At 57.6% G+C, this 26,119-nt stretch carries 23 protein-coding genes and 2 tRNA genes; 22 read left to right on the top strand and 3 right to left on the bottom strand.

Annotated features, from left to right (window positions below):
* Positions 1 to 149: 149 nt before the first annotated feature.
* Positions 150 to 584: a type II toxin-antitoxin system RatA family toxin gene (locus BMZ57_RS20760; protein WP_010206630.1), complete on the top strand. Its 435-nt coding sequence runs from the start codon at positions 150 to 152 to the stop codon at positions 582 to 584.
* The gene (locus tag BMZ57_RS20755; RefSeq protein ID WP_010206629.1) at positions 577 to 879 is read left to right on the top strand and encodes an RnfH family protein; all 303 of its coding nucleotides are present in this window, start codon (positions 577 to 579) and stop codon (positions 877 to 879) included. The genes BMZ57_RS20760 and BMZ57_RS20755 overlap by 8 nt, the downstream gene beginning before the upstream one ends.
* 63 nt (positions 880 to 942) lie before the next feature.
* Here the strand turns inward: BMZ57_RS20755 and BMZ57_RS20750 are convergent, their stop codons facing one another.
* Positions 943 to 1,470, bottom strand: coding sequence for an outer membrane protein assembly factor BamE (locus BMZ57_RS20750; protein ID WP_016976810.1), 528 nt, complete (start codon positions 1,468 to 1,470; stop codon positions 943 to 945).
* A 98-nt stretch (positions 1,471 to 1,568) separates the two neighbouring features.
* Between BMZ57_RS20750 and fur the strand changes: the two genes are divergently transcribed.
* Positions 1,569 to 1,973 carry a ferric iron uptake transcriptional regulator gene (gene fur, locus BMZ57_RS20745; protein WP_003194220.1) on the top strand — a complete coding sequence of 135 codons (405 nt, stop codon included), beginning with the start codon at positions 1,569 to 1,571 and terminating at the stop codon, positions 1,971 to 1,973.
* Between the two features lie 86 nt (positions 1,974 to 2,059).
* Here the strand turns inward: fur and recN are convergent, their stop codons facing one another.
* A complete protein-coding gene (gene recN, locus BMZ57_RS20740; protein ID WP_010206622.1) occupies positions 2,060 to 3,733 on the bottom strand; it encodes a DNA repair protein RecN in 1,674 nt (557 codons plus the stop codon).
* A 254-nt stretch (positions 3,734 to 3,987) separates the two neighbouring features.
* Here recN and grpE point away from each other — a divergent pair, with 254 nt between their 5' ends.
* The 8 genes from grpE to BMZ57_RS20700 all read left to right on the top strand — a co-directional run bounded on the left by grpE (position 3,988) and on the right by BMZ57_RS20700 (position 14,463).
* Entirely contained in the window at positions 3,988 to 4,548 is a 561-nt protein-coding gene (gene grpE, locus BMZ57_RS20735; protein WP_021492893.1) for a nucleotide exchange factor GrpE, read from the top strand.
* Positions 4,549 to 4,650: 102 nt separating this feature from the next.
* Positions 4,651 to 6,573: a molecular chaperone DnaK gene (gene dnaK / locus BMZ57_RS20730; protein WP_010206617.1), complete on the top strand. Its 1,923-nt coding sequence runs from the start codon at positions 4,651 to 4,653 to the stop codon at positions 6,571 to 6,573.
* 319 nt (positions 6,574 to 6,892) lie between these two features.
* On the top strand, positions 6,893 to 8,017 hold the full coding sequence (dnaJ, locus tag BMZ57_RS20725) for a molecular chaperone DnaJ (protein ID WP_069673165.1): 1,125 nt from the start codon (positions 6,893 to 6,895) through the stop codon (positions 8,015 to 8,017).
* 10 nt (positions 8,018 to 8,027) lie between these two features.
* Complete coding sequence (gene dapB / locus BMZ57_RS20720; RefSeq protein WP_010206614.1) at positions 8,028 to 8,834, top strand: 4-hydroxy-tetrahydrodipicolinate reductase; 807 nt, start codon at positions 8,028 to 8,030, stop codon at positions 8,832 to 8,834.
* 259 nt (positions 8,835 to 9,093) lie between these two features.
* On the top strand, positions 9,094 to 10,230 hold the full coding sequence (gene carA / locus BMZ57_RS20715; protein ID WP_010206613.1) for a glutamine-hydrolyzing carbamoyl-phosphate synthase small subunit: 1,137 nt from the start codon (positions 9,094 to 9,096) through the stop codon (positions 10,228 to 10,230).
* A gap of 105 nt (positions 10,231 to 10,335) precedes the next feature.
* The gene (gene carB, locus BMZ57_RS20710) at positions 10,336 to 13,557 is read left to right on the top strand and encodes a carbamoyl-phosphate synthase large subunit (protein WP_010206612.1); all 3,222 of its coding nucleotides are present in this window, start codon (positions 10,336 to 10,338) and stop codon (positions 13,555 to 13,557) included.
* A complete protein-coding gene (greA, locus tag BMZ57_RS20705; protein WP_010206609.1) occupies positions 13,554 to 14,030 on the top strand; it encodes a transcription elongation factor GreA in 477 nt (158 codons plus the stop codon). Before carB ends, greA begins: the two co-directional genes overlap by 4 nt.
* A 28-nt stretch (positions 14,031 to 14,058) precedes the next feature.
* Complete coding sequence (locus tag BMZ57_RS20700; RefSeq protein WP_031291218.1) at positions 14,059 to 14,463, top strand: hypothetical protein; 405 nt, start codon at positions 14,059 to 14,061, stop codon at positions 14,461 to 14,463.
* 9 nt (positions 14,464 to 14,472) lie between these two features.
* Here BMZ57_RS20700 and BMZ57_RS20695 read toward each other — a convergent pair whose 3' ends face one another.
* Positions 14,473 to 14,781, bottom strand: coding sequence for a YhbY family RNA-binding protein (locus tag BMZ57_RS20695; RefSeq protein WP_010206607.1), 309 nt, complete (start codon positions 14,779 to 14,781; stop codon positions 14,473 to 14,475).
* Between the two features lie 106 nt (positions 14,782 to 14,887).
* Here BMZ57_RS20695 and rlmE point away from each other — a divergent pair, with 106 nt between their 5' ends.
* From rlmE to infB, 11 genes are all read left to right on the top strand, one after another.
* Complete coding sequence (gene rlmE / locus BMZ57_RS20690; protein ID WP_010206606.1) at positions 14,888 to 15,538, top strand: 23S rRNA (uridine(2552)-2'-O)-methyltransferase RlmE; 651 nt, start codon at positions 14,888 to 14,890, stop codon at positions 15,536 to 15,538.
* A gap of 200 nt (positions 15,539 to 15,738) precedes the next feature.
* Positions 15,739 to 17,649: an ATP-dependent zinc metalloprotease FtsH gene (gene ftsH / locus BMZ57_RS20685; protein ID WP_010206605.1), complete on the top strand. Its 1,911-nt coding sequence runs from the start codon at positions 15,739 to 15,741 to the stop codon at positions 17,647 to 17,649.
* An 8-nt stretch (positions 17,650 to 17,657) separates the two neighbouring features.
* A complete protein-coding gene (gene folP, locus BMZ57_RS20680; RefSeq protein ID WP_069673166.1) occupies positions 17,658 to 18,509 on the top strand; it encodes a dihydropteroate synthase in 852 nt (283 codons plus the stop codon).
* A 16-nt stretch (positions 18,510 to 18,525) separates the two neighbouring features.
* Entirely contained in the window at positions 18,526 to 19,863 is a 1,338-nt protein-coding gene (gene glmM / locus BMZ57_RS20675) for a phosphoglucosamine mutase (RefSeq protein WP_069673167.1), read from the top strand.
* A 66-nt stretch (positions 19,864 to 19,929) separates the two neighbouring features.
* The gene (gene tpiA / locus BMZ57_RS20670; protein WP_003194193.1) at positions 19,930 to 20,685 is read left to right on the top strand and encodes a triose-phosphate isomerase; all 756 of its coding nucleotides are present in this window, start codon (positions 19,930 to 19,932) and stop codon (positions 20,683 to 20,685) included.
* 4 nt (positions 20,686 to 20,689) lie between these two features.
* The gene (secG, locus tag BMZ57_RS20665; protein ID WP_010206600.1) at positions 20,690 to 21,073 is read left to right on the top strand and encodes a preprotein translocase subunit SecG; all 384 of its coding nucleotides are present in this window, start codon (positions 20,690 to 20,692) and stop codon (positions 21,071 to 21,073) included.
* Between the two features lie 22 nt (positions 21,074 to 21,095).
* Positions 21,096 to 21,181 (top strand) — tRNA-Leu (locus BMZ57_RS20660).
* Between the two features lie 96 nt (positions 21,182 to 21,277).
* Positions 21,278 to 21,354 (top strand) — tRNA-Met (locus tag BMZ57_RS20655).
* Between the two features lie 140 nt (positions 21,355 to 21,494).
* Positions 21,495 to 21,953: a ribosome maturation factor RimP gene (rimP, locus tag BMZ57_RS20650; RefSeq protein WP_003235029.1), complete on the top strand. Its 459-nt coding sequence runs from the start codon at positions 21,495 to 21,497 to the stop codon at positions 21,951 to 21,953.
* Positions 21,954 to 22,000: 47 nt separating this feature from the next.
* Positions 22,001 to 23,482, top strand: a complete 1,482-nt coding sequence (nusA, locus tag BMZ57_RS20645; protein WP_010206599.1) for a transcription termination factor NusA — start codon at positions 22,001 to 22,003, stop codon at positions 23,480 to 23,482.
* Between the two features lie 27 nt (positions 23,483 to 23,509).
* A complete protein-coding gene (infB, locus tag BMZ57_RS20640) occupies positions 23,510 to 26,035 on the top strand; it encodes a translation initiation factor IF-2 (protein WP_010206598.1) in 2,526 nt (841 codons plus the stop codon).
* Positions 26,036 to 26,119: the final 84 nt, after the last annotated feature.

Genomic DNA, 26,119 nt, shown 5'->3' with positions numbered 1-26,119 from the left:
GTTGCGAGCCTGTCGGCTACGGTCAACCTGCGTGCTTGAGCGTGTTGGACGAATCCCGGACAATGCAGGCAGTTCTCTGGTTTTTTTCTTTCGCGGATCGGGCTGTTCTTCCGCGATGTTTGCCGCTCAGCTGTGGAAATAACGCACACATGACGACGCATATTCAACGTTCAGCGCTGCTGCCCTATCCGGCACAGGCGCTCTATGACCTGGTCAACGACGTGGCGCGTTACCCGGAATTCCTGCCGTGGTGCTCAACCGCCGAGGTGCTGGAAAACAGTGATGAGCACATGGTCGCCAGTGTCGGGGTCGCGAAGGGCGGTCTTAGCCAGCACTTTGTGACGCGTAATGTGCTGGTGCCTGGGAAATCCATCGAAATGAATTTGCAGGAAGGGCCGTTTACTCAGTTGCATGGGGTGTGGGTATTCAAGGCGCTGACGGACAAGGCCTGCAAAATCAGTCTGGATCTTTCCTTTGATTACGCTGGGCCTATCGTGCGTGCGACCTTGGGTCCTTTGTTCAATCAGGCGGCAAATACCCTGGTGGACGCATTTTGCCAGCGGGCCAAGCAACTGCATGGTTGAGATTGAAGTGGTGTATGCCGCAGTGGATCACCAGGTGCTGCTGGCGGTGACGGTGCCGGCCGGCACCAGCCTGCGCGCGGCGGTGCAGGCGTCAGGCATTGCAGCGCAATTCCCCGGGCTGGATCTGGCTGATTGCCCTTTGGGTATTTTCGGCAAGGTAGTCGCGGACGCTGAGGTGCGCAGTGTGCAGGCGGGTGATCGTATCGAGATTTACCGTCCACTGCTGGCAGACCCTAAAGAAGTGCGCAGGTTGCGCGCAGCCAAAGCGGCGCTGGCCAAGCAACAGAACTCATAGGTCAGCCAAATGGCGAGCAGCAAAAAGCCCGGCATGCCGGGCTTTTTGTTGAGCGACGCACATTTACTGCGGACTGGTATCCAGAGGTTGTGGCGTCGGCACAGGCACCGTTTCCACGCCGTCGACGTCTTTCTGGATCTTGTCGAGCAGCGAGCCTGGCTTGGCCGGTACTTCGGACTTCGGCTTCTCGCCTTCCTGCGCAGGCGCAGTGACATTGGTGCCGTTGTCCTTGCCGAGCAAGGCTTCATCACGACTCACGCCGGGCATGAAGTCGCCGGACAGGCTGACAAGCTGGTCATTGCCATTGAAGATGACGCTGACGCGCTCCTGCTGGCGTTCACCGCCGCCTGGCTGAAGGCTGTAGAGATAATCCCAGCGATCGGCATGGAAAGTGTCGGTCAGCAGGGGGTTACCCATGATAAACCGTACTTGCCGTCGGGTCATTCCGGGGCGTAACTGGTCTATCATGTCCTGCGTGACGACATTGCCCTGCTGGATGTCGATTTTGTAAACCCCGGGGAATGAACAACCGGCGAGTGCGAGCAGTCCCACAAAGGTGAAACTGGTTAGCAAGAGCTTGGTGTTTTGCATCGGTGGGCGACTTCCACTATCTTGGCTGGGACAACGTAAACGCCGATCATACCCGTATTAAGAGAAGCTGCGAAGCAGCATCCGCGAGAAAGCTAACCATGGTTGAAAATAGCGAACTACGCAAAGCCGGTCTCAAAGTGACTCTGCCACGAGTCAAGATTCTACAAATGCTCGATTCTGCTGAGCAGCGCCACATGAGTGCCGAGGATGTTTACAAGGCACTGATGGAGTCTAACGAGGACGTCGGCCTGGCCACGGTTTACCGTGTGCTGACCCAGTTTGAAGCCGCAGGGCTGGTGGTTCGTCATAATTTCGACGGCGGTCATGCGGTGTTCGAACTGGCTGACGGTGGTCATCACGATCACATGGTTGACCTGGATACCAATGAGGTTATCGAGTTCACCAGTCCGGAAATCGAAGCGCTGCAGCACAAGATTGCTGAGGAGCATGGCTTCGATCTGGTTGACCACAATCTGGTCCTGTACATCCGTAAGAAAAAGTAACAAGCGTTGCAGATTCTCTCTGCAAAACGATCGAAGGCGACCTTAGGGTCGCCTTCGTGCTTTCTATAAGAGAGAAAATAGTTCGGTTAGGCCTTTGCCGCTACGACCATTTTCTTCGCGTGCGCCAAAGACTCCTTGGTTAAATCGATGCCGCCAAGCATGCGTGCGACTTCTTCCACACGTTCCGACTTGTTCAGCTTGGACACGGCTGTGTGTGTTGCATCGCTGCCGCGTACCTTGTGCACAAAGAGGTGTTGATGTCCCTGGGCCGCGACTTGTGGCAAGTGAGTTACCGTCAGTACCTGGCCTCTATCTCCAAGGCGTCGCAACAGCTGGCCAACAATTTCTGCTGTCGGCCCGCCAATTCCCACATCGACTTCATCGAACACCAGTGTCGGCACCCGAGAGGTTTGCGCAGTAATCACCTGGATTGCCAGGCTGATCCGCGACAGCTCGCCGCCGGAGGCTACTTTCGCCAGCGCTTTGAGCGGTTGTCCGGGGTTGGCGCTGACCAGTAGCTCGACCTGCTCCAGCCCGTGGGGTTGTAGTTCGTTGCTGGCGCTGGTGCGCAATTCGATGGTGAAACGACCGCCAGGCATGCCCAGACGCTGGATCTCCAGCTCCACTGCGCTGGCCAGGCCCGTCGCTGCTTGCTGGCGCAGGTCGCTGAGCTCGCGCGCCTTCTCTTGGTAATGGCGAGCGAAGGAGGCGAGCTCACCGCTCAGGCGCTCGATAGATTCATCGTTGGCGTTCAGGGTCTCGATTTCATCCAGCAGCTTTTGCTGCATCGTCGCCACTTCAGTGGGCTGGATGCGATGTTTGCGTGCCAGCGTGTAGATGGTGTCCAGGCGTTCTTCTATTTCCTGCAGGCGTGCTGGGTCGGCATCGAAGTGATCCAGGAACCGATTCAGTTCGCCGACGGCTTCCTCTACCTGGATCTGTGCGCTGGTAAGCAGGGTCGTCGCCTCGCTCAACGAGCCGGAGCCGCTGTTCACGCTCGATAGGCGATTGAGGCTGGCAGTCAGTGCATTGAGCACGTTCCCGGAGTCGCTCTCACTGCACTGCTCCACCACCTGGCGGCAAATGCCCAGCAGGGTTTCCGCGTTGGTGAGGTTCTTGTGTTCCTGCTCAAGCTGCTCCAGTTCGGTCTCGCCCAGGCCCAGGCTTTCCAGTTCTTCGAGTTGATAGCTGAGCAATTGATGGCGAGCACGTTGCTCATCGCCGGAGTTGGAGAGTCGCTCCAGTTCCTGGCGAGTCTGGCGCCAGCGCTGGGCGGCAAGCTGCACCTGGCGGGCAAGGTCTGTGGCACCAGCGTACTCATCGAGCAGGCGACGATGGGTGTCGGTTTTCAGCAGGGACTGGTGTTCATGCTGGCTGTGGATGTCGATCAGCAACTCGCCCAAGGCTTTAAGGTCGCCAAGCGGGCAGGGTGTGCCGTTGATGTAGCCACGGGAGCGACCTTCCGCCGTGATGACCCGTCGCAGGATGCACGGACCTTCATTATTAAGGTCGCGCTCGGACAGCCAGGCTTCTGCCTCGGGAATGTCCGCCAGGTCGAAGGTGGCCAGGATGTCGGCCTTGTCTGCCCCAGGTCGCACCACGCCGCTGTCGGCGCGATCACCCAGGGTCAGGCCCAGGGCGTCGAGCATGATCGACTTGCCGGCGCCGGTTTCGCCTGTGATTACGCTCATCCCGCGATCCAGTTCGAGATCCAGGTGTTCAACGATGGCGTAGTTATGTACGGACAAGTGCACGAGCATGACGGCCGCTCCCAGGCTTTAGGTCTGGTTATTTATACAGTGTTTTGTTCGGGGCTGACAATCCTGGCGCTTAGCTCGATTTGCTTGAATGAGCGAATTTTTTAGCGCAACGAGGAATTGAAGCGCAGGAATTGATCCACATCACTGGAAAGACTTTTGGTAACGCCTGCACCCTTGAACCTGGAAATTGTGGCCCCATATACCGGAACAGAAGCGCGAGTTGAGTTCGCGCATGATTTTGAAAGGAGAAAACTATGGCTGACGAACAGACGCAGGATACGCAAACTCCAGACGCCAATTCGGCTGTCGGCGATGAGCTGGCGACTCGTGTGCAAGTGCTCGAAGAGCAACTGGCCGCTGCGCAGGACCAGTCTTTGCGTGTTGCCGCTGATCTGCAGAACGTCCGCCGCCGTGCCGAGCAGGATGTAGAAAAGGCTCACAAGTTCGCACTGGAAAAATTTGCCGGTGACTTGCTGCCGATCATCGACAGCCTGGAGCGTGGTCTTGAGTTGTCCAACCCGGACGACGAAAACATCCGCCCAATGCGCGAAGGGATCGAGCTGACCCTGAAAATGTTTCAGGACACCCTGAAGCGTTATCAGTTGGAAGCCATCGATCCAGCAGGCGGTGAGCCGTTCAACGCTGAGCACCACCAAGCCATGGCCATGCAGGAAAGCCATGACCTGGAGCCTAACAGCGTGTTGAAAGTGTTCCAGAAAGGTTACCAGCTCAATGGTCGCCTGCTGCGCCCGGCGATGGTTGTGGTGAGCAAGGCCCCTGCACCGGTTTCACCTTCTATTGATGAGCAGGCTTGAAATACGCTGAAAAGCCCTCATCTATAAGTCAAGCGTTTAAGTGCTACCGCAGTTAGCCACCACTGCTGCGGCAACCAAATTCAAGTTTCGGGAGAGTAAATAATGGGCAAAATTATCGGTATCGACCTGGGGACCACCAACTCCTGTGTCTCCGTCATGGAAAACGGCAAAGCCAAAGTCATCGAAAACGCCGAAGGCGCGCGTACCACGCCGTCGATCATTGCATACGCAAATGATGGCGAGATCCTGGTGGGTCAGTCGGCCAAGCGCCAGGCTGTCACCAACCCGCACAACACCCTGTACGCGGTAAAGCGTCTGATCGGTCGTAAGTTCGACGAAGAAGTCGTACAGAAAGACATCAAGATGGTGCCTTACAAAATCGCCAAGGCTGACAACGGTGACGCCTGGGTTGAAGTAAATGGCAACAAGATGTCTGCCCCGCAGATCTCGGCTGAAGTCTTGAAAAAGATGAAGAAGACTGCCGAAGATTACCTGGGTGAAACCGTGACCGAAGCGGTGATCACTGTTCCGGCCTACTTCAACGACAGTCAGCGTCAGGCGACCAAAGACGCCGGCCGCATCGCGGGTCTGGACGTAAAGCGTATCATCAACGAACCAACCGCAGCCGCTCTGGCTTACGGTATGGACAAGGCCAAAGGCGACCACACCGTGATCGTTTATGACTTGGGCGGTGGTACTTTCGACGTCTCCGTCATCGAGATCGCTGAAGTTGACGGCGAGCACCAGTTCGAAGTGTTGGCCACCAACGGTGACACCTTCCTCGGCGGTGAAGACTTTGATATTCGTCTGATCGACTACCTCGTTGACGAATTCAAGAAAGAAAGCGGCATGAACCTTAAGGGCGACCCGCTGGCCATGCAGCGCCTGAAAGAAGCTGCCGAAAAAGCCAAGATCGAGCTGTCCTCGAGCATGTCGACCGACGTGAACCTGCCGTACATCACTGCAGACGCCACCGGTCCTAAGCACTTGAACGTGAAGATCTCTCGCGCCAAGTTGGAAGCGCTGGTTGAAGACCTGGTTCAGCGCACCATCGAACCTTGCCGCATCGCGCTGAAAGACGCCGGTATCGACGTTGGTTCGATCAACGACGTGATCCTGGTGGGCGGTCAGACCCGTATGCCACTGGTTCAGCAGAAGGTCACCGAGTTCTTCGGTAAAGAAGCCCGTAAAGACGTGAACCCGGACGAAGCGGTTGCCATGGGTGCTGCCATCCAGGGCGCGGTATTGGCCGGCGACGTGAAAGACGTGCTGCTGCTGGACGTCAGCCCGCTGACCCTGGGTATCGAAACCATGGGCGGCGTGATGACTGCGCTGATCGAGAAAAACACCACGATTCCTACCAAGAAATCCCAAGTGTTCTCGACTGCCGATGACAACCAGGGCGCTGTGACCATTCACGTGCTGCAAGGTGAGCGTAAGCAGGCTGCTCAGAACAAGTCCCTGGGCAAGTTCGACCTGTCCGAGATTCCACCAGCACCACGTGGCGTGCCACAAATCGAAGTGACCTTCGACATCGACGCCAACGGCATCCTGCACGTCGGCGCGAAAGACAAGGCTACCGGCAAAGAGCAGAAGATCACGATCAAGGCCAACTCCGGTCTGTCTGATGAAGAAATTCAACAGATGATTCGTGATGCTGAAGCCAACGCTGATGCGGATGCCAAGTTTGCTGAACTGGCCGGCGCCCGTAACCAGGGTGATGCACTGGTTCACTCGACGCGCAAAATGGTCGCTGATGCTGGCGATAAAGTGACTGCTGAAGAGAAGACTGCAATCGAAGCTGCTGTGGTTGCCCTGGAAGCCGCCGTCAAAGGCGACGACAAGGCTGCTATCGAAGCCAAGATCGAAGAGCTGTCGAAAGTCTCTGCGCCGGTTGCTCAGAAAATGTACGCCGAACAAGGTCAGCCAGCTGACGGTGCTGCGCAACAGGCAGAGCCTGAAGCCAAGCACGACGACGTTGTCGATGCCGAGTTCGAAGAAGTCAAAGAAGACCAGAAGAAGTAACTTGGTCGCCCGGTTGACCGCTATCAAGCGGTGACTGGTAGGATGTCGCCGCGCGGGAGCTTGCTCCCGCGTTGGCGTGTCTGGGGTATGCGAATTTTTACAGTATGCGACAGCGTTCGGATGCTGGCGGTGTGATCGGGAATGCTCCTGCTTTCCGAGCAGTAAATACCGCATTTTTGGCCGGATACCTGGCTAAAAAAGTAGTTATGACCAGGATCGTTGAATTGACGTGAGTTGGGTCCGGGCCTGTATTGGGGCTCAACGAGTTTAGTCGGGCTCAGGAGGGTCTGGCTGAACGTCCTTAAGAGTGCAAAGACTTATGGCAAAGCGTGACTATTACGAAGTATTGGGTGTGGAGCGCGGCTCCAGCGAGACGGACCTGAAGAAGGCCTACCGTCGTCTGGCGATGAAGCACCACCCGGACCGTAATCCGGATAGCAAAGAATCCGAAGAAATGTTCAAAGAGGCCAATGAGGCCTACGAATGTCTGTCTGATCCCAACAAGCGTGCGGCCTACGACCAGTATGGTCATGCCGGTGTCGACCCAAGCATGGGTGGCGGCGGTGCCGGGTTTGGCGGTCAGAACTTCTCCGATATTTTCGGCGACGTATTCAGCGACTTCTTCGGCGGTGGTCGAGGTGGTCAGCGTGGTGGCGCCCAGCGTGGTAGTGATTTGCGCTACACCCTGGAATTGAACCTGGAAGAAGCCGTGCGCGGCACCAGCGTCAACATCCGTGTGCCGACGCTGGTCAACTGCAAGCCGTGCGATGGTTCGGGTGCCAAGAAAGGCTCTTCGCCGATCACCTGCCCAACGTGTGGCGGTATTGGTCAAGTTCGCATGCAGCAGGGCTTCTTCTCTGTGCAGCAGACCTGCCCGCGCTGCCATGGCCAGGGCAAGATCATTTCCGATCCGTGCGATTCCTGCCACGGCGAAGGTCGTGTCGAAGAGTACAAAACCCTGGCGGTGAAAGTGCCGGCGGGCGTGGACACCGGAGACCGTATTCGCCTGTCGGGTGAGGGCGAGGCTGGTACTCAGGGTGGTCCGACGGGCGACCTGTATGTAGTGATCAACGTGCGCGAGCACTCGATCTTCCAGCGCGACGGCAAGCACCTGTTCTGTGAAGTGCCGATCAGCTTTGTCGATGCAGCCTTGGGCGGCGAGCTCGAAATTCCTACCCTTGATGGTCGGGTCAAGCTCAAGATTCCTGAAGGCACTCAGACCGGCAAGCAGTTCCGTATCCGTGGCAAAGGCGTTGCGCCGGTGCGCGGTGGCGGTGCTGGGGACTTGATGTGTCGTGTGGCGGTAGAGACGCCGGTCAACCTGAATCGCCGTCAGCGCGAACTGCTTGAAGAATTCCGCAGCTCGATGGAGGGTGATGACTCTCACTCGCCAAAAACTGCAGGCTTTTTCGATGGTGTGAAGCGCTTCTTCGGCGACCTGTAAGGAATTGAGTATGCGACGTATAGCCGTAATGGGCGCTGCCGGGCGCATGGGCAAGACGCTGGTCGAAGCGGTGCAGCAGCGCTCGCCGGCTTCCGGCCTGACTGCGGCGATCGTTCGTCCGGGCAGCACGTTGATTGGTGCGGACGCGGGCGAGTTGGCCTCGTTGGGGCGCATCGGTGTGTCGTTGTCCGGCAGCCTGGAGCAGGTAGCGGATGAGTTCGATGTGTTGATCGATTTCACCCTGCCGGACGTGATGCTGAAAAACCTGGCGTTCTGCCGTAAGGCGGGCAAGGCAATGGTGATCGGTACCACGGGTTTGACTGCTCAGCAGAAGCAATTGTTGGAGGAGGCGGGCAAGGATATTCCTATCGTCTTCGCCGCCAACTTTAGTGTCGGTGTGAATCTGTCGCTCAAGTTGCTGGATCTGGCGGCGCGCGTGCTGGGTGATGAAGCGGATATCGAAATCATCGAGACTCACCATCGCCACAAGATCGACGCGCCTTCGGGCACCGCGCTGCGCATGGGTGAAGCGATTGCCGATGCACTGGGTCGCGACCTGTCGAAAGTCGCGGTGTACGGTCGCGAAGGCCACACCGGCGCGCGTGCACGCGACACCATTGGTTTTGCGACCGTGCGCGGCGGTGACGTGGTGGGTGATCACACCGTATTGTTCGCCACTGAAGGTGAGCGTCTGGAAATCACGCATAAGGCCTCCAGCCGCATGACCTTTGCCAAGGGAGCGGTACGTGCTGCGCTCTGGTTGGAGGGGCGCGAGCCGGGTCTGTACGACATGCGCGATGTGCTGGATCTGCACTAATCAGTAGCTAAAACAGGGCCTCAAGCTTATGCTTAGGCCCCGTTTTTACCCGCTAAGCGACGTCCTGTCGCATTCCCCTGCCTTTAAGGCTCATTAGCGGTGGACCAAAAAAGCCTTTTTCTGTAAGCTACAGCTTTAGTGTGTCCACTAAAAGCGCGCAGAATAATTCAGTGAAGAAGCGGGGTGACGTGTCCATACGTCACTCCGCTTTTTTACAACCTGCGATCGCCCTTTCAGGCTTTATTTACGGGAGGTCTTCTTGACTAAGCCAGCCATACTCGCCCTTGCTGATGGCAGCATTTTTCGCGGCGAAGCCATTGGAGCCGACGGTCAGACCGTTGGAGAGGTAGTGTTTAACACTGCCATGACCGGCTATCAGGAAATCCTTACCGATCCTTCCTACGCCCAACAGATCGTTACCCTGACCTATCCGCACATCGGCAACACCGGTACTACACCGGAAGATGTCGAGTCTGATCGTGTCTGGTCGGCCGGTCTGGTGATTCGTGACCTGCCACTCGTTGCGAGCAACTGGCGTAACACGATGTCGCTGTCCGATTACCTGAAAGCCAACAACGTTGTGGCGATCGCCGGTATCGATACGCGCCGCCTCACGCGCATCCTGCGTGAAAAAGGCTCGCAGAATGGCTGCATCATGGTCGGTGACAATATCTCCGAAGAGGCGGCGATTGCCGCGGCGCAAGGTTTCCCAGGCCTGAAAGGCATGGACCTGGCGAAAGTCGTCAGCGTTAAAGAGAAGTACGAGTGGCGCTCCACTGTCTGGGACTTGAAGACCGACAGCCATGCAACCATCGACGCCGCTGACCTGCCCTACCACGTAGTCGCCTACGACTACGGCGTTAAATACAACATCCTGCGCATGCTGGTCGAGCGAGGCTGCCGCGTGACCGTGGTGCCGGCGCAAACCCCGGCCAGCGACGTGCTCGCCCTGCAACCGGACGGTGTATTCCTGTCCAACGGCCCAGGTGACCCTGAGCCATGCGACTACGCCATCCAGGCGATCAAGGACGTACTGGAAACCGAGATTCCGGTCTTCGGTATCTGCCTTGGTCACCAGCTGCTGGCCCTGGCCTCCGGCGCCAAGACCCTGAAAATGGGTCACGGCCACCACGGTGCCAACCACCCGGTTCAAGACCTGGACACTGGCGTTGTGATGATCACCAGCCAGAACCACGGTTTTGCGGTAGATGAAGCAACCCTGCCGAGCAACGTGCGCGCCATTCACAAGTCGCTGTTCGACGGTTCCCTGCAGGGCATCGAGCGCACCGACAAGAGCGCGTTCAGCTTCCAGGGCCACCCTGAAGCGAGCCCGGGCCCGAACGACGTAGCGCCGCTGTTCGACCGTTTCATCAATGAGATGGCCAAGCGACGCTGACTGAGCGGCCTGCGGGCGGCCCCGGAGACCGGTGGCCCCCGCAGGCTCATCAAAGATTGTTCAAGACGGCTTGCCGACTGACCTGCGGATTTGAGTGACAAACCCATGCCAAAACGTACAGACATAAAAAGCATCCTGATTCTCGGCGCTGGCCCGATCGTGATCGGCCAGGCCTGCGAATTCGACTACTCCGGCGCCCAGGCTTGTAAAGCCCTGCGCGAAGAGGGCTACCGCGTCATTCTGGTGAACTCCAACCCGGCCACCATCATGACCGACCCGGCCATGGCCGACGCCACCTACATCGAACCGATCAAGTGGCAGACCGTTGCCAAGATCATCGAGAAAGAGCGTCCAGATGCGCTGCTGCCAACCATGGGCGGCCAGACTGCACTGAACTGCGCCCTGGACCTGGAGCGCGAAGGCGTCCTGGAAAAATTCGGCGTAGAAATGATCGGCGCCAATGCCGACACCATCGACAAGGCTGAAGACCGTTCGCGTTTCGACAAGGCCATGAAGTCCATCGGCCTGGCCTGCCCGCGTTCCGGTATCGCCCACAGCATGGAAGAAGCCAACGCGGTCCTTGAGACCCTGGGCTTCCCGTGCATCATCCGTCCGTCCTTCACCATGGGCGGCACCGGTGGCGGTATCGCTTACAACCGTGAAGAGTTCGAAGAAATCTGCGCCCGTGGCCTGGACCTGTCGCCGACCAAAGAGCTGCTGATCGACGAATCCCTGATCGGCTGGAAAGAATATGAGATGGAGGTTGTCCGCGATAAGAAGGACAACTGCATCATCGTCTGCTCCATCGAAAACTTTGACCCGATGGGTGTGCACACCGGTGACTCGATCACTGTTGCTCCTGCACAGACCCTGACCGACAAGGAATACCAGATCCTGCGTAACGCCTCCCTGGCGGTACTGCGCGAGATTGGCGTGGAAACCGGCGGTTCCAACGTTCAGTTCGGCATCTGCCCGAACACCGGCCGCATGGTCGTGATCGAAATGAACCCACGCGTTTCCCGTTCGTCGGCCCTGGCTTCGAAAGCCACCGGCTTCCCGATCGCCAAGGTCGCGGCCAAGCTGGCAGTGGGTTACACCCTGGACGAATTGTCGAACGACATCACCGGCGGCAAGACCCCGGCGTCCTTCGAGCCGTCCATCGACTACGTCGTGACCAAGCTGCCACGTTTTGCCTTCGAGAAATTCGCCAAGGCTGACGCACGCCTGACCACCCAGATGAAGTCGGTGGGTGAAGTGATGGCCATCGGCCGTACCTTCCAAGAGTCTCTGCAGAAAGCCCTGCGCGGCCTGGAAGTGGGCGTTTGCGGTCTGGACGAGAAGCTCGACCTGAGCAACCCGGAAAGCATGAGCGTGCTCAAGCGCGAGCTGACCGTGCCGGGCGCCGAGCGTATCTGGTACGTGGCTGACGCCTTCCGCGCCGGCATGACCGTCGAAGACATCTTCGGCATGAACATGATCGACCCGTGGTTCCTGGTACAGATCGAAGACCTGATCAAGGAAGAAGAGAAGGTCAAGACCCTGGGTCTGGCCAGCATCGACCGCGACATGATGTTCCGCCTCAAGCGCAAGGGCTTCTCCGATCAGCGTCTGGCCAAGCTGCTGGGTGTGACCGAGAAGAACCTGCGTACGCATCGCCACAAGCTGGAAATCTTCCCGGTCTACAAGCGCGTTGACACCTGCGCGGCCGAGTTCTCCACCGACACCGCCTACCTGTACTCCACCTATGAGGAAGAGTGCGAAGCCGCGCCGTCGGGTCGCGACAAGATCATGATCCTGGGTGGCGGTCCAAACCGTATCGGCCAGGGTATCGAGTTCGACTACTGCTGCGTCCACGCCGCCCTCGCTCTGCGCGAAGATGGCTATGAGACCATCATGGTCAACTGCAACCCGGAAACCGTTTCCACCGACTACGACACCTCCGATCGCCTGTACTTCGAACCAGTGACCCTGGAAGACGTGCTGGAAATCGTGCGCGTCGAGAAGCCCAAAGGCGTGATCGTGCAGTACGGCGGTCAAACTCCGCTGAAACTGGCGCGCGCCCTGGAAGCCGCTGGCGTGCCGATCATCGGTACCAGCCCTGACGCCATCGACCGTGCCGAAGACCGCGAGCGTTTCCAGCAAATGGTAGAGCGCCTGAACCTGCGTCAGCCGCCAAACGCCACCGTGCGCAGCGAAGACGAGGCCATCCGTGCCGCCAGCAAGATTGGCTATCCACTGGTGGTGCGTCCGTCCTACGTACTGGGCGGCCGTGCGATGGAAATCGTCTACGAAGAAGAAGAACTCAAGCGTTACCTGCGCGATGCGGTGAAAGTGTCCAATGACAGCCCGGTGCTGCTTGACCACTTCCTCAACTGCGCAATCGAGATGGACGTGGACGCTGTTTGCGACGGCACCGACGTGGTGATCGGCGCGATCATGCAGCACATCGAGCAGGCGGGTGTTCACTCGGGTGACTCCGCATGCTCCCTGCCGCCGTACTCGCTGCCGGCGCACATCCAGGACGAGATGCGCGAACAGGTCAAGAAAATGGCCCTGGAGCTGGGCGTGGTCGGCCTGATGAACGTACAGTTGGCGCTGCAAGGCGAAGACATCTACGTCATTGAAGTCAACCCGCGCGCTTCGCGCACCGTGCCATTTGTTTCCAAGTGCATCGGTGTGTCCCTGGCCATGATCGCTGCTCGCGTGATGGCCGGTAAGACCCTGAAGGAAATCGGCTTCACCAAGGAAATCATTCCTAACTTCTACAGCGTGAAAGAGGCGGTGTTCCCATTCGCCAAATTCCCTGGCGTGGACCCGATCCTGGGCCCAGAGATGAAGTCCACCGGTGAAGTGATGGGCGTTGGCGATACCTTCGGTGAAGCCTTCGCCAAGGCCCAGATGGGCGCCAGCGAAGTGTTGCCGACCGGCGGTACTGCGTTCATCAGCGTGCGTGATGATGACAAACCGCTGGTTGCAGGCGTGGCCCGTGATCTGATCAACTTGGGCTTCGAAGTCGTGGCCACTGCCGGGACCGCCAAGCTGATCGAAGCTGCCGGCCTGAAAGTGCGTCGCGTGAACAAGGTGACGGAAGGCCGTCCACACGTGGTCGACATGATCAAGAATGACGAAGTCACCCTGATCATCAACACCACCGAAGGTCGCCAGTCGATCGCGGATTCCTACTCCATTCGTCGTAACGCCTTGCAGCACAAGATTTACTGCACCACTACCATTGCTGCTGGCGAAGCCATCTGCGAAGCGCTCAAATTCGGTCCGGAAAAGACCGTGCGTCGCTTGCAGGATCTACACGCAGGATTGAAGGCATGACCAAATACCCAATGACTGTCCAGGGCTTCAAGGCCCTGGAAGAGGAGCACGCCCATCTGACCAAGGTCGTACGTCCAAAGCTGAGCCAGGACATCGGTACGGCCCGTGAGCTGGGTGACTTGAAGGAAAACGCTGAATACCACGCTGCTCGTGAGCAGCAAGGTATGGTCGAGGCGCGGATCCGTGATATCGAAGGCCGCCTGCAGAACTCGGTGGTCATCGACGTGACGACCATTCCAAAGACCGGCAAGGTGATTTTCGGCACTACCGTGGAAATCGCTAATGTTGAGACTGACGAAAGCGTGGTCTACCACATCGTTGGCGAAGATGAAGCTGACTTCAAACTCGGCAAAATCTCTGTCGGTTCTCCGCTCGCCCGCGCCTTGATTGCCAAGGAAGAGGGCGATGTGGTGTCTGTTAAAACGCCTGGCGGCGTGACCGAGTACGAGATTGTTGAAGTTCGTCACGTCTGAAAGGCGGCGCCCGCTTCGTGCGGGCGCCATGCTTTGGCAGCTCTCTCAGATGCTTTGGGTGGGTGGCCTGTGGTTGTTGCACATCGGCGTATTGCCTGCGCTGGGCTTGATTGGCCTGGCGCCGTTGCTGATCGATGAGATCGATGGATTGCTCAGTGCGTTGCTGGTGGGTTTTGCGGCGGCGTGCGTGACGCTCCAGGTATTGGTGCTGGTCAAGACCGAGGGCTTGGGGAGTTTGTGGCGGGATATTCGCGGGCAACTGCTGTTGATGGCGCTGTATGCGTGTGCAATGTATTGCATTGTGCATGTCTGGCTGCCGGAAGCGTTGCGCTGGCAGCTATTCAGCTATCTTGTGCTAGGGTTTTCCGGCCTGGTCCTGGTTTTACAGCCTGCACCCGGATGGAGTGGCGGGGCGCGCGAAGCACGCCCGTGACCCTTTTTATTACTTGAAGCGGTGTACGTTCGACAGTTGCTTGTTGACGCTGAAGTTCTTGCGATACAGCAGCGCCATCTTGCCGATGACCTGGACCAGGTCAGCTTTGCCTACCTTGCACAGTTCCGCAATGGCAGCCAGGCGCGCTTCGCGGTCAAGGATGTTGACCTTGATCTTGATCAGTTCATGATCGTTCAGCGCACGTTCGAATTCGGCTAACACACCTTCAGTCAAACCGTTATCTGCCACAATCAGAACTGGTTTCAGATGGTGGCCAATGGATTTGTACTGTTTCTTCTGCTCTTGAGTGAGCGGCATAATCTGACCCCTGCGTCTGATCTTGTAAAAAGCGGCGGCCAGTTTACCCGAGCGAGTCCGGGACCGCCCAGTTAATCACGACCCGTTTTATTTTTCGAGGTGGCCCGTGGCCCGTTCCAAAACCAGCCTTAAGTGGCTACAAGAACATTTCAACGATCCTTACGTCAAAAAGGCGCAAAAGGACGGCTACCGTTCCCGGGCCAGCTATAAGCTGCTGGAGCTCCAGGACAAGGACAAATTGTTCCGCCCCGGCATGAGCGTTATCGACCTGGGCGCCGCCCCGGGTGGCTGGTCCCAAGTGGCCAGTCGTCTGATTGGTGGGCAAGGCCGCTTGATTGCTTCCGATATCCTGGAGATGGACAGCATCCCGGACGTGACCTTCGTGCACGGCGACTTTACCCAGGACGCTGTCCTGGCCGAGATCCTGGAAGCTGTAGGAAATTCGCAAGTGGACCTTGTGATTTCTGACATGGCCCCCAATATGAGTGGATTACCGGCTGTTGATATGCCGCGAGCCATGTTCCTGTGCGAGTTGGCACTGGATCTGGCGGGTCGGGTATTGCGTCCGGGGGGTGATTTCCTGGTCAAGGTCTTCCAGGGTGAAGGCTTCGACGAGTACCACAAGAACATTCGCAAGCTGTTCGACAAGGTGCAGATGCGCAAACCGGACTCTTCTCGGGACCGGTCTCGCGAGCAGTATTTGTTGGCGCGGGGGTTCCGCGGCATTGAAGGCGCCGCCAGTGATGAGCGTCTTTGAAGGTTTGAAGGGAGTCGATAGGTTTTTTTATGTCGCTTTCGTCACGAAGCTTTACGAATATTGTGTAGTCAAAGTTTCACAAAGGGTTACAGACGGCGCCTGCCAGAGTTGTAGGTAATGTAGTAAGTTAGGCCGGTGAATATCATGCGAAGCGCGCGCCAGTAGCGGAGCTTGCTTCAGAGGGTAGTTAATTGAACGATATGGCAAAGAATCTGATCCTGTGGTTGATCATCGCGGCTGTCCTGGTGACGGTGATGAACAACTTCTCCAGCCCTAACGAGCCGCAGACCCTCAACTATTCCGACTTCATCCAGCAAGTTAAGGATGGCAAGGTCGAGCGCGTAGCGGTTGATGGCTATGTGATCACCGGCAAACGCAATGATGGCGATAGCTTCAAGACCATTCGTCCGGCCATCCAGGACAACGGTCTTATCGGCGACCTGGTCGATAACCACGTGGTTGTCGAAGGCAAGCAGCCTGAGCAGCAGAGCATCTGGACCCAGTTGCTGGTAGCCAGCTTCCCGATCCTGGTGATCATCGCCGTGTTCATGTTCTTCATGCGCCAGATGCAAGGCGGTGCGGGAGGCAAGGGTGGGCCGATGAGCTTCGGCAAGAGCAAGGCGCGCCTGCTTTCCGAAGATCAGGTGAAAACGACCCTGGCTGACGTTGCCGGTTGCGACGAAGCGAAGGAAGAAGTGGGCGAGCTGGTCGAGTTCCTGCGTGATCCGGGCAAGTTCCAGCGCCTGGGCGGTCGCATTCCTCGCGGCGTACTGATGGTCGGTCCTCCGGGTACTGGTAAAACCTTGCTGGCCAAGGCGATTGCCGGTGAAGCCAAGGTGCCTTTCTTCACCATTTCCGGTTCTGACTTCGTTGAGATGTTCGTCGGTGTCGGTGCCAGCCGTGTTCGCGACATGTTCGAACAGGCCAAGAAACACGCGCCCTGCATCATCTTTATCGATGAAATCGACGCCGTTGGTCGCCATCGTGGTGCCGGCATGGGCGGCGGTCATGACGAGCGTGAGCAGACCCTTAACCAGTTGCTGGTTGAGATGGACGGCTTTGAAATGAACGATGGCATCATCGTTATCGCTGCAACCAACCGTCCGGATGTACTGGACCCTGCGTTGCTGCGTCCGGGCCGTTTCGACCGTCAGGTTGTAGTTGGCTTGCCGGATATCCGTGGCCGCGAACAGATCCTGAAAGTACATATGCGCAAAGTACCAATGGGCGACGATGTGGCTCCGGCCGTGATTGCGCGTGGTACGCCTGGGTTCTCCGGTGCCGACCTGGCCAACCTGGTCAACGAGGCTTCGCTGTTTGCGGCCCGTACCGGCAAGCGCATCGTTGAAATGAAAGAGTTCGAATTGGCGAAAGACAAGATCATGATGGGCGCCGAGCGCAAATCCATGGTCATGTCCGAGAAAGAGAAGCAGAACACCGCTTATCACGAAGCCGGTCACGCCATTGTCGGTCGCGTTGTGCCCGAGCACGACCCGGTCTACAAGGTGTCGATCATTCCTCGTGGTCGGGCGCTGGGCGTCACGATGTTCCTACCGGAAGAGGATCGTTACAGCCTCTCCAAGCGTGCCCTGATCAGTCAGATCTGCTCGTTGTACGGCGGTCGGATTGCTGAAGAAATGACCTTGGGCTTCGACGGTGTCACTACCGGTGCTTCCAACGACATCATGCGTGCCAGCCAGATTGCACGGAACATGGTGACCAAGTGGGGCTTGTCGGAGAAACTCGGCCCGTTGATGTATGCCGAAGAAGAAGGTGAGGTATTCCTGGGGCGCGGCGGTGGTGGTCAAAACGCTAGCTTCTCCGGTGAGACGGCCAAGCTGATCGACTCCGAAGTGCGCAGCATCATTGACCAGTGCTACGGCACGGCCAAGCAGATCCTCACGGATAACCGCGACAAGCTGGATGCCATGGCGGATGCGCTGATGAAGTACGAGACCATTGATGCCGACCAGATTGACGACATCATGGCCGGTCGCGTACCTCGTGAGCCTCGCGATTGGGAAGGCGGTTCAGGCACCTCTGGCACGCCGCCAGTGGTTCAGAATGAACGCCCTGAAACTCCGATCGGCGGCCCCGCAGCTGACGTCTAAGGTTTGAAATGACTTCTGTGTTGTCCTCCACCCGGTTGCCTTGCGGCAACCGGGTTCTTGATTTGGCCCATACGCATGTCATGGGCATTCTTAATGTAACTCCCGACTCCTTTTCCGATGGCGGCCGATTCAGCCAGCTCGATGCTGCATTGCGTCATGCTGAAGCAATGGTTGCGGCAGGGGCGACCCTGATTGATGTCGGGGGCGAATCGACCCGTCCTGGCGCTCGCGTGGTATCTCCCTTGGAAGAGCTGGAGAGGGTCGCGCCGATTGTCGAGCGTATTGCGCGTGAACTGGATGTGATCATCTCGGTTGATACGTCGACGCCGGCCGTGATGCGCGAAACTGTGCGCCTTGGGGCGGGGTTGATCAACGATGTGCGCTCCCTTCAGCGTGACGGGGCCCTTGATGCTGCTGCGGCAACCGGGTTGCCGGTGTGCTTGATGCATATGCTGGGAGAGCCCGGCAATATGCAGGACTGCCCTCACTACGACGATCTTGTTGGTGAAGTGAGTGGTTTTCTTGCTGAGCGAGTCGCTCAATGCGCTGTCGCGGGAATTGCCGCAGAAAAGATCATCCTTGATCCCGGTTTCGGCTTCGCCAAGACCCTGCAGCATAATCTAAGCCTGTTCAAGCATATGGAATCCCTGCATGCGTTGGGTCGCCCTCTGTTGGTCGGCGTTTCACGCAAGAGCATGATTGGCCTGGCTCTGAATCGACCGGTGGGGGAGCGCTTGTACGGTGGTCTTGCGCTGGCGGCGCTTGCAGTGACCAAGGGCGCGCGAATATTACGTGTGCATGATGTTGCCGAGACGGTGGATGTAGTGCGTATGATTGCCGCGGTAGAATCAGCCGAATAAGAATGATGGAGCACTTATGACTAAAAAATACTTTGGTACCGACGGCATCCGTGGTCGGGTCGGCGAATTTCCGATCACTCCTGATTTCATGCTTAAGCTGGGTTGGGCAGCTGGTATGGCGTTCCGCAGCATGGGCGCGTGCCGCATCCTGGTGGGTAAGGACACTCGCATCTCGGGCTACATGTTTGAGTCTGCGCTCGAGGCGGGTCTATCCGCTGCAGGTGCTGATGTCCTGTTGCTGGGCCCAATGCCGACGCCGGCGATCGCTTACCTGACGCGTACCTTCCACGCTGAGGCCGGTATTGTGATCAGTGCCTCGCACAACCCGCATGATGACAATGGCATCAAATTTTTCTCGGGCCAGGGCACCAAGCTGCCGGACGAGATCGAGTTGATGATCGAAGAGTTGCTGGATGCACCGATGACGGTGGTTGAGTCCAGCAAGCTGGGCAAGGTGTCGCGTATCAATGACGCCTCAGGCCGATATATCGAGTTCTGCAAAAGCAGTGTGCCGAGCAGCACCAGTTTTGCCGGCCTGAAGCTTGTTGTCGACTGCGCTCATGGGGCGACCTATAAGGTGGCGCCAAGCGTGTTCAAGGAGCTGGGTGCGCAGGTAACTGTTTTGTCGGGTCAACCTGATGGCTTGAACATCAACGAAAACTGCGGCTCAACCCATATGGGGCAATTGCAGGCCGCTGTCTTGGCTGAGCATGCTGATCTGGGTATTGCTTTCGATGGCGATGGCGATCGGGTGCTTATGGTCGATCATACCGGCGCAATCGTTGATGGTGATGAGCTGCTGTTCATCATCGCTCGTGACTTGCATGAGCGTGACAGGCTGCAAGGTGGTGTTGTCGGGACTTTGATGAGCAACCTAGGGTTGGAGCTGGCCCTTTCGGATCTGGGCATTCCTTTTGTTCGCGCAAATGTAGGTGACCGTTACGTCATCGCTGAGCTGCTGGAGCGCAACTGGCTGATCGGTGGTGAGAACTCCGGGCATGTGGTTTGCTTCCAGCACACGACTACCGGCGATGCGATCATTGCAGCGCTGCAGGTATTGATGGCTCTGCGGGCTCGCGGGGAAAGCTTGGCCCAATCGCGTCAGGCGTTGCGTAAGTGTCCTCAAGTTCTGCTCAACGTGCGCTTCTCCGGCGGCGAAAACCCGATTGAGCACCCTGCTGTCAAAGAGGCGTGCGAGCGCGTGACCCTTGCTATGGCTGGGCGTGGCCGCGTGTTGTTGCGCAAGTCCGGCACAGAGCCTCTGGTGCGTGTCATGGTCGAAGGTGACGATGAAACACAGGTTCGCGCACACGCTGAAGACCTGGCAAAACTGGTAACTGAAGTTTGCGCCTGAATTCGGCTTGCCAGTGGTGATGTGGTTGGGTAACATCTGCGCCCACTTTGACCGACGAGGTACAGCATGCGTCGCACTATGGTAGCTGGTAACTGGAAGATGCACGGTACCCGCGCCAGTGTCGCTGAGCTGATCAATGGCCTTCGTCACTTGGCCTTGCCGAGCGGGGTTGATGTCGCGGTGTTCCCACCTTGCTTGCATATCAACCAAGTGGTTGATGGCTTGAAAGGCAAGTCGATCCAGGTCGGCGCGCAGAACTCTGCGGTGGAGCCGATGCAAGGTGCGTTGACGGGTGAGATTTCACCGAGTCAGTTGGTCGATGCGGGTTGTTCCTATGTGCTTGTCGGGCACTCCGAGCGCCGTCAGATGATGGGCGAGCGTGATGGGACACTCAATCGCAAGTTCGCAGCGGCACAGGCTTGTGGCTTGATTCCGGTGTTGTGCATAGGGGAGACCCTGGAGCAGCGCGAATCGGGCAAGACTCTTGAAGTTGTCTCGCGTCAGCTGGGCAGCATCATCGAGGAGCTGGGTGTTGGTGCGTTTGCAAAGGCAGTGATTGCTTACGAGCCGGTCTGGGCCATTGGCACCGGGCTGACTGCTACACCGCAACAGGCGCAGGATGTGCACGCAGCCATCCGCGCGCAGTTGGCGGCAGAGAATTCTGAAGTCGCACAAGGTGTGCGTCTTCTATACGGCGGCAGCGTGAAGGCGGCCAATGCGGTCGAACTGTTCGGCATGCCGGATATCGATGGGGGGCTCATTGGTGGAGCTTCCCTGAATGCAGATGAGTTCGGTGCGATCTGTCGCGCCGCGGGAAACTGAGAAAATGCTGGAAACAGTCGTAGTCGTTTTTCATCTGTTGGCTGCCCTGGGCGTAGTTGCCCTGGTTTTGTTGCAACAGGGTAAAGGTGCGGATGCTGGTGCGTCTTTCGGTGCAGGTGCTTCAAATACTGTGTTCGGAAGCCAAGGTTCCTCTACCTTTCTTAGTAAGTTTACTGCTATACTTGCCGCCGGTTTCTTCATAACCAGCTTGGGGTTAGGTTACTTTGCTAAAGAGAAAGCTCATGTGCTGACTCAAGTAGGTCTCCCAAACCCAGCAGTGTTGGAAGTACCAAAAGCAAAACCGGCTTCTGATGATGTCCCGGTGCTTCAAGAGCAAAAGTCGGCTACTCCAGCGACTGACGTACCTCCAGCTCAAGAGCAGAAGTAAGAAGGGTTGTAAACGCTGTATTGCCGAGGTGGTGGAATTGGTAGACACGCAACCTTGAGGTGGTTGTGCCCATAGGGTGTAGGGGTTCGAGTCCCCTTCTCGGTACCAATTATCAGGAGAGCCCGCTGTTGCGGGCTTTCTTGTAGGTGGAAGGTTACATTGACCCTGTAAGGGATCGGTCGTATACTTCCGCCCCAGCTTTGTCGCGGGGTGGAGCAGTCTGGTAGCTCGTCGGGCTCATAACCCGAAGGTCGTCGGTTCAAATCCGGCCCCCGCAACCAGTTTTAGCGGAGCCCCTTTTAAGGGGCTTTTTGTTAGCTGGACACTTTCAACGCCGCTGTTCGACGGCGTTTCAAGGATGGGCGTTTCGCCCATTTTTTTATTTTGCACAGCATGCACATACATGCACGAGGGGGTTCAGGTGTCGAGCAAGCTAGAAGAGTTGCAGGCCTTGTTGGCCCCGGTGGTCGTGGCCCTAGGCTATGAATGCTGGGGTATTGAGTTTTCGGCTCAAGGTCGCCACTCAATGTTGCGCGTTTATATCGATAAAGAGGGCGGCGTGCTGGTGGACGATTGTGCCATTGTCAGCCGTCAGATCAGCGGTGTCCTGGATGTTGAAGATCCAATCTCCGTTGAATACACCCTCGAAGTTTCCTCGCCAGGCATGGAGCGCCCACTGTTCACTATTGATCAGTTTGCAAAATTTGCCGGTGAACAAGTGAAGATCAAGCTGCGGTCTCCCTTTGAAGGGCGACGCAACTTTCAGGGCCTTCTGCGCGGTGTAGAAGAACAGGATGTCGTGGTGCAGGTAGAAGACCATGAATTCCTGTTGCCGATCGATATGATCGACAAGGCCAACATTATTCCCAGTTTTGACTGAGACGCGGATCCCGCGGATCCAATGGCTTGCGAAAGGCGAGGCGTACGATGAGCAAAGAAGTACTGCTGGTTGTTGAGTCGGTATCCAATGAAAAGGGCGTACCGGCAAACGTGATTTTTGAAGCGTTGGAGCTGGCCCTGGCCACTGCTACCAAAAAGCGTTTTGAAGACGAAGTTGATCTGCGTGTGGAAATCAACCGCCACACCGGTGCCTATGAGACTTTCCGTCGCTGGACGGTCGTCGAAGAAGCCGATCTTGATGATCCGGCGATCGAAACCTGGCCAAGCAAGGTTGCGCAAACGCATCCTGGCGCCAAGGTCGGTGATGTCGTCGAAGAAAAGATCGAATCGATCGAATTCGGCCGTATTGCTGCACAGACCGCCAAGCAGGTCATTGTGCAGAAGGTTCGCGAAGCCGAGCGCGCTCAAGTCGTTGACGCTTATCGCGAGCGCCTGGGTGAAATCATCTCCGGCACCGTGAAAAAAGTCACCCGCGACAACGTGATCGTCGACCTGGGCAACAACGCCGAAGCGTTGCTGGCCCGCGAAGACATCATTTCTCGCGAAACCTTCCGTGTCGGCGTGCGCCTGCGTGCGCTGCTCAAGGAAATCCGCACCGAGAACCGCGGCCCTCAGTTGATCCTGTCGCGTACCGCGCCGGAAATGCTGATCGAGCTGTTCCGTATCGAAGTGCCGGAAATCGCCGAAGGCCTGATCGAAGTCATGGCTGCGTCCCGCGACCCGGGTTCGCGCGCCAAGATCGCGGTCCGTTCCAAGGACAAACGCATCGACCCGCAAGGTGCTTGCATTGGTATGCGCGGTTCGCGCGTCCAGGCAGTGTCGGGCGAGTTGGGCGGTGAGCGTGTGGACATCGTCCTGTGGGACGATAACCCGGCGCAGTTCGTGATCAACGCCATGTCGCCGGCTGAAGTGGCGGCAATTATCGTTGACGAGGATGCCCATGCAATGGACATCGCCGTTGGCGCAGACAATCTGGCTCAGGCCATTGGTCGTGGTGGTCAGAACGTGCGTCTGGCCAGCCAACTGACCGGTTGGACCCTGAACGTGATGACCGAATCGGACATCCAGGCTAAGCAGCAAGCTGAAACCGGTGACATCCTGCGCAACTTTATCGAAGAGCTGGAAGTCGATGAAGACCTGGCGCAGGTGCTGGTAGATGAAGGCTTCACCAGCCTGGAAGAGATTGCCTACGTACCGTTGGAAGAAATGCTCAACATCGACGGCTTTGACGAAGACACCGTCAACGAGCTTCGCGCTCGGGCCAAGGATCGTTTGTTGACTAAAGCCATCGCTACTGAGGAAAAGCTGGCAGACGCCCATCCGGCCGAAGACCTGCTCTCGCTTGAGGGTATGGACAAGGATTTGGCGATGGAACTGGCGGTGCGCGGCGTAATTACCCGCGAAGACCTGGCCGAGCAGTCTATTGACGATCTGCTCGACATCGACGGCATTGACGATGATCGTGCCGGCAAGTTGATCATGGCCGCCCGAGCCCATTGGTTCGAGTAACTAGGCGCGGCCTGAGGAGAGAAGTGCATGACGCAAGTCACGGTGAAACAACTGGCCGATGAGGTCAAAACACCGGTAGAGCGCCTGTTGCAGCAGATGCGTGAGGCAGGTCTGCCGCACACCGCCGCCGACGAAGGTGTGAGCGACAGTGAGAAGCAGTCTTTGCTGACTCACTTGAAGAGCAGCCACAAGGCGAAAGTGGAAGAACCGCGCAAGATTACATTGCAGCGCAAAACCACCAGCACCCTGCGTGTTGCTGGTAGCAAGAGCATCAGCGTTGAAGTACGCAAGAAGAAAGTCTTCGTACAGCGCAGCCCGGAAGAAATCGAAGCCGAGCGCAAACGCGAACTGGAAGAACGTCGCGCAGTAGAAAATGCTGCTCGTCAGAAGGCTGAAGAAGAAGCCAAGCGTCGCGCCGAAGAAGAAGCGCGTCGCCAGCCTGCTGCTGCGCAACCTGCTGGTACTGAAGCGGTCGCCGCACCTGCTGCGCCTGTTGAAGCTGTGCGTGAGGCCGCTCCGGTTGCCGCCGCACCTGCTCCTGCAGCAGACGCTCGCAAGCGCGACGAACCTCGTCGTCCGGACAAACCACGTGCCGACGATAACAATCGTCGTGGTGGTGGCGGCGATGGCGAGCGTAAAAACGCTCCACATCGTGCCTCGGTCAAAGAGAAAGCGCCTGCTCCACGCGTTGCTCCACGTACTACCGACGAAGAAAGCGATGGCTTCCGTCGTGGTGGTCGCGGCAAGGCCAAGCTGAAAAAACGCAACGCCCACGGTTTCCAGAGCCCAACCGGCCCTGTCGTGCGTGAAGTGAAGATCGGCGAGACCATCACTGTTGGCGATCTCGCCCAACAGATGTCGGTCAAGGCAGCTGAAATCATCAAGTTCATGTTCAAGCTGGGTACGCCAGCCACCATCAACCAGGTACTGGATCAGGAAACTGCCCAGTTGGTTGCTGAAGAGCTGGGCCACAAAGTGACCCTGGTCAGCGACACCGCCCTGGAAGATTCCCTGGCCGAGTCCCTGAAGTTTGAAGGTGAAGCCGTTTCCCGTGCACCGGTTGTGACCGTAATGGGCCACGTTGACCACGGTAAGACTTCCCTGCTCGACTACATCCGTCGTGCCAAGGTAGCTGCGGGCGAAGCCGGCGGTATCACCCAGCACATCGGTGCGTACCACGTTGAAACTGACCGTGGCATGGTGACGTTCCTCGACACCCCTGGTCACGCCGCGTTTACCGCGATGCGTGCCCGTGGTGCCAAGGCAACCGATATCGTGATCCTGGTGGTTGCAGCCGATGACGGCGTGATGCCACAAACCATCGAAGCCGTTCAGCATGCCAAGGCAGCTGGCGTTCCGCTGGTTGTTGCGGTGAACAAAATCGACAAGCCGGGCGCCGATCTTGATCGCATCCGTAGCGAACTGTCGGTTCACGGCGTGACTTCCGAAGAGTGGGGTGGTGACACTCCATTCGTACCGGTCTCCGCGAAGATGGGTACCGGCGTTGACGAACTGCTCGAAGCCGTTCTGTTGCAAGCCGAGGTTCTGGAACTGACTGCTACTCCATCGGCTCCTGGCCGTGGCGTTGTGGTTGAGTCCCGTCTCGATAAGGGCCGTGGCCCGGTTGCGACCGTGCTGGTTCAAGACGGTACCCTGCGCCAAGGCGACATGGTGCTGGTCGGTTCGAACTACGGCCGTGTACGTGCCATGCTCGACGAGAACGGCAAGCCAATCAAGGAAGCAGGTCCAGCTATTCCGGTCGAGATCCTCGGCCTGGACGGTACCCCGGACGCTGGCGACGAGATGAGCGTAGTGGCCGACGAGAAGAAAGCCCGTGAAGTGGCTCTGTTCCGTCAAGGCAAGTTCCGCGAAGTCAAACTGGCCCGTGCTCACGCCGGCAAGCTGGAAAACATCTTCGAGAACATGGGCCAGGAAGAGAAGAAGACGCTTAACATCGTCCTCAAATCTGACGTACGTGGTTCCCTCGAAGCGTTGAACGGCGCCTTGAACGGCCTGGGTAACGACGAAGTGCAAGTGCGCGTTGTCGGTGGCGGTGTGGGTGGTATCACCGAATCCGACGCCAACCTGGCACTGGCTTCCAACGCTGTACTGTTCGGCTTCAATGTGCGTGCCGATGCTGGCGCTCGCAAGATCGTCGAGCAGGAAGGCCTGGACATGCGTTACTACAACGTCATCTACGACATCATCGAAGACGTCAAGAAAGCCCTCACCGGCATGCTTGGCAGCGACGTCCGGGAGAACATCCTGGGTATTGCCGAAGTCCGTGACGTGTTCCGCTCGCCGAAGTTCGGCGCGATCGCCGGTTGCATGGTGGTTGAAGGTGTTGTGCACCGTAACCGTCCAATCCGTGTACTGCGTGAAGACATCGTTATTTTCGAAGGCGAGCTGGAATCCCTGCGCCGCTTCAAGGATGACGCTTCCGAAGTACGTGCCGGCATGGAATGCGGTATCGGCGTCAAGAGCTACAACGACGTCAAGGTTGGCGACAAGATCGAAGTCTTCGAGAAGGTTCAGGTTGCTCGCAGCCTCTAACTCGCGCACTTCCGGAGCCACGCCGCGTGTGGGCATGCAAATGCCTCGCGCAGCGTACGGACTCTAAACGCAACGCCCGGTCTG

Source organism: Pseudomonas simiae (assembly GCF_900111895.1).
In the GTDB taxonomy this organism is placed as follows: Bacteria; Pseudomonadota; Gammaproteobacteria; order Pseudomonadales; family Pseudomonadaceae; genus Aquipseudomonas; species Aquipseudomonas simiae.
This window is presented reverse-complemented; position numbering and strand designations above follow the sequence as displayed.

What these genes read in the sequence shown, in the direction of transcription:
- fur (WP_003194220.1), top strand. Translation starts at nt 1,569, where the DNA reads ATGGTTGAAAATAGCGAACTACGCAAAGCCGGTCTCAAAGTGACTCTG.
- BMZ57_RS20750 (WP_016976810.1), bottom strand. Translation starts at nt 1,470, where the DNA reads ATGCAAAACACCAAGCTCTTGCTAACCAGTTTCACCTTTGTGGGACTG.
- carB (WP_010206612.1), top strand. Translation starts at nt 10,336, where the DNA reads ATGCCAAAACGTACAGACATAAAAAGCATCCTGATTCTCGGCGCTGGC.
- recN (WP_010206622.1), bottom strand. Translation starts at nt 3,733, where the DNA reads ATGCTCGTGCACTTGTCCGTACATAACTACGCCATCGTTGAACACCTG.
- BMZ57_RS20695 (WP_010206607.1), bottom strand. Translation starts at nt 14,781, where the DNA reads ATGCCGCTCACTCAAGAGCAGAAGAAACAGTACAAATCCATTGGCCAC.
- dnaJ (WP_069673165.1), top strand. Translation starts at nt 6,893, where the DNA reads ATGGCAAAGCGTGACTATTACGAAGTATTGGGTGTGGAGCGCGGCTCC.
- folP (WP_069673166.1), top strand. Translation starts at nt 17,658, where the DNA reads ATGACTTCTGTGTTGTCCTCCACCCGGTTGCCTTGCGGCAACCGGGTT.
- greA (WP_010206609.1), top strand. Translation starts at nt 13,554, where the DNA reads ATGACCAAATACCCAATGACTGTCCAGGGCTTCAAGGCCCTGGAAGAG.
- dnaK (WP_010206617.1), top strand. Translation starts at nt 4,651, where the DNA reads ATGGGCAAAATTATCGGTATCGACCTGGGGACCACCAACTCCTGTGTC.
- BMZ57_RS20760 (WP_010206630.1), top strand. Translation starts at nt 150, where the DNA reads ATGACGACGCATATTCAACGTTCAGCGCTGCTGCCCTATCCGGCACAG.
- nusA (WP_010206599.1), top strand. Translation starts at nt 22,001, where the DNA reads ATGAGCAAAGAAGTACTGCTGGTTGTTGAGTCGGTATCCAATGAAAAG.
- ftsH (WP_010206605.1), top strand. Translation starts at nt 15,739, where the DNA reads ATGGCAAAGAATCTGATCCTGTGGTTGATCATCGCGGCTGTCCTGGTG.
- grpE (WP_021492893.1), top strand. Translation starts at nt 3,988, where the DNA reads ATGGCTGACGAACAGACGCAGGATACGCAAACTCCAGACGCCAATTCG.
- BMZ57_RS20755 (WP_010206629.1), top strand. Translation starts at nt 577, where the DNA reads ATGGTTGAGATTGAAGTGGTGTATGCCGCAGTGGATCACCAGGTGCTG.
- infB (WP_010206598.1), top strand. Translation starts at nt 23,510, where the DNA reads ATGACGCAAGTCACGGTGAAACAACTGGCCGATGAGGTCAAAACACCG.
- secG (WP_010206600.1), top strand. Translation starts at nt 20,690, where the DNA reads ATGCTGGAAACAGTCGTAGTCGTTTTTCATCTGTTGGCTGCCCTGGGC.
- BMZ57_RS20700 (WP_031291218.1), top strand. Translation starts at nt 14,059, where the DNA reads ATGCTTTGGCAGCTCTCTCAGATGCTTTGGGTGGGTGGCCTGTGGTTG.
- glmM (WP_069673167.1), top strand. Translation starts at nt 18,526, where the DNA reads ATGACTAAAAAATACTTTGGTACCGACGGCATCCGTGGTCGGGTCGGC.
- dapB (WP_010206614.1), top strand. Translation starts at nt 8,028, where the DNA reads ATGCGACGTATAGCCGTAATGGGCGCTGCCGGGCGCATGGGCAAGACG.
- tpiA (WP_003194193.1), top strand. Translation starts at nt 19,930, where the DNA reads ATGCGTCGCACTATGGTAGCTGGTAACTGGAAGATGCACGGTACCCGC.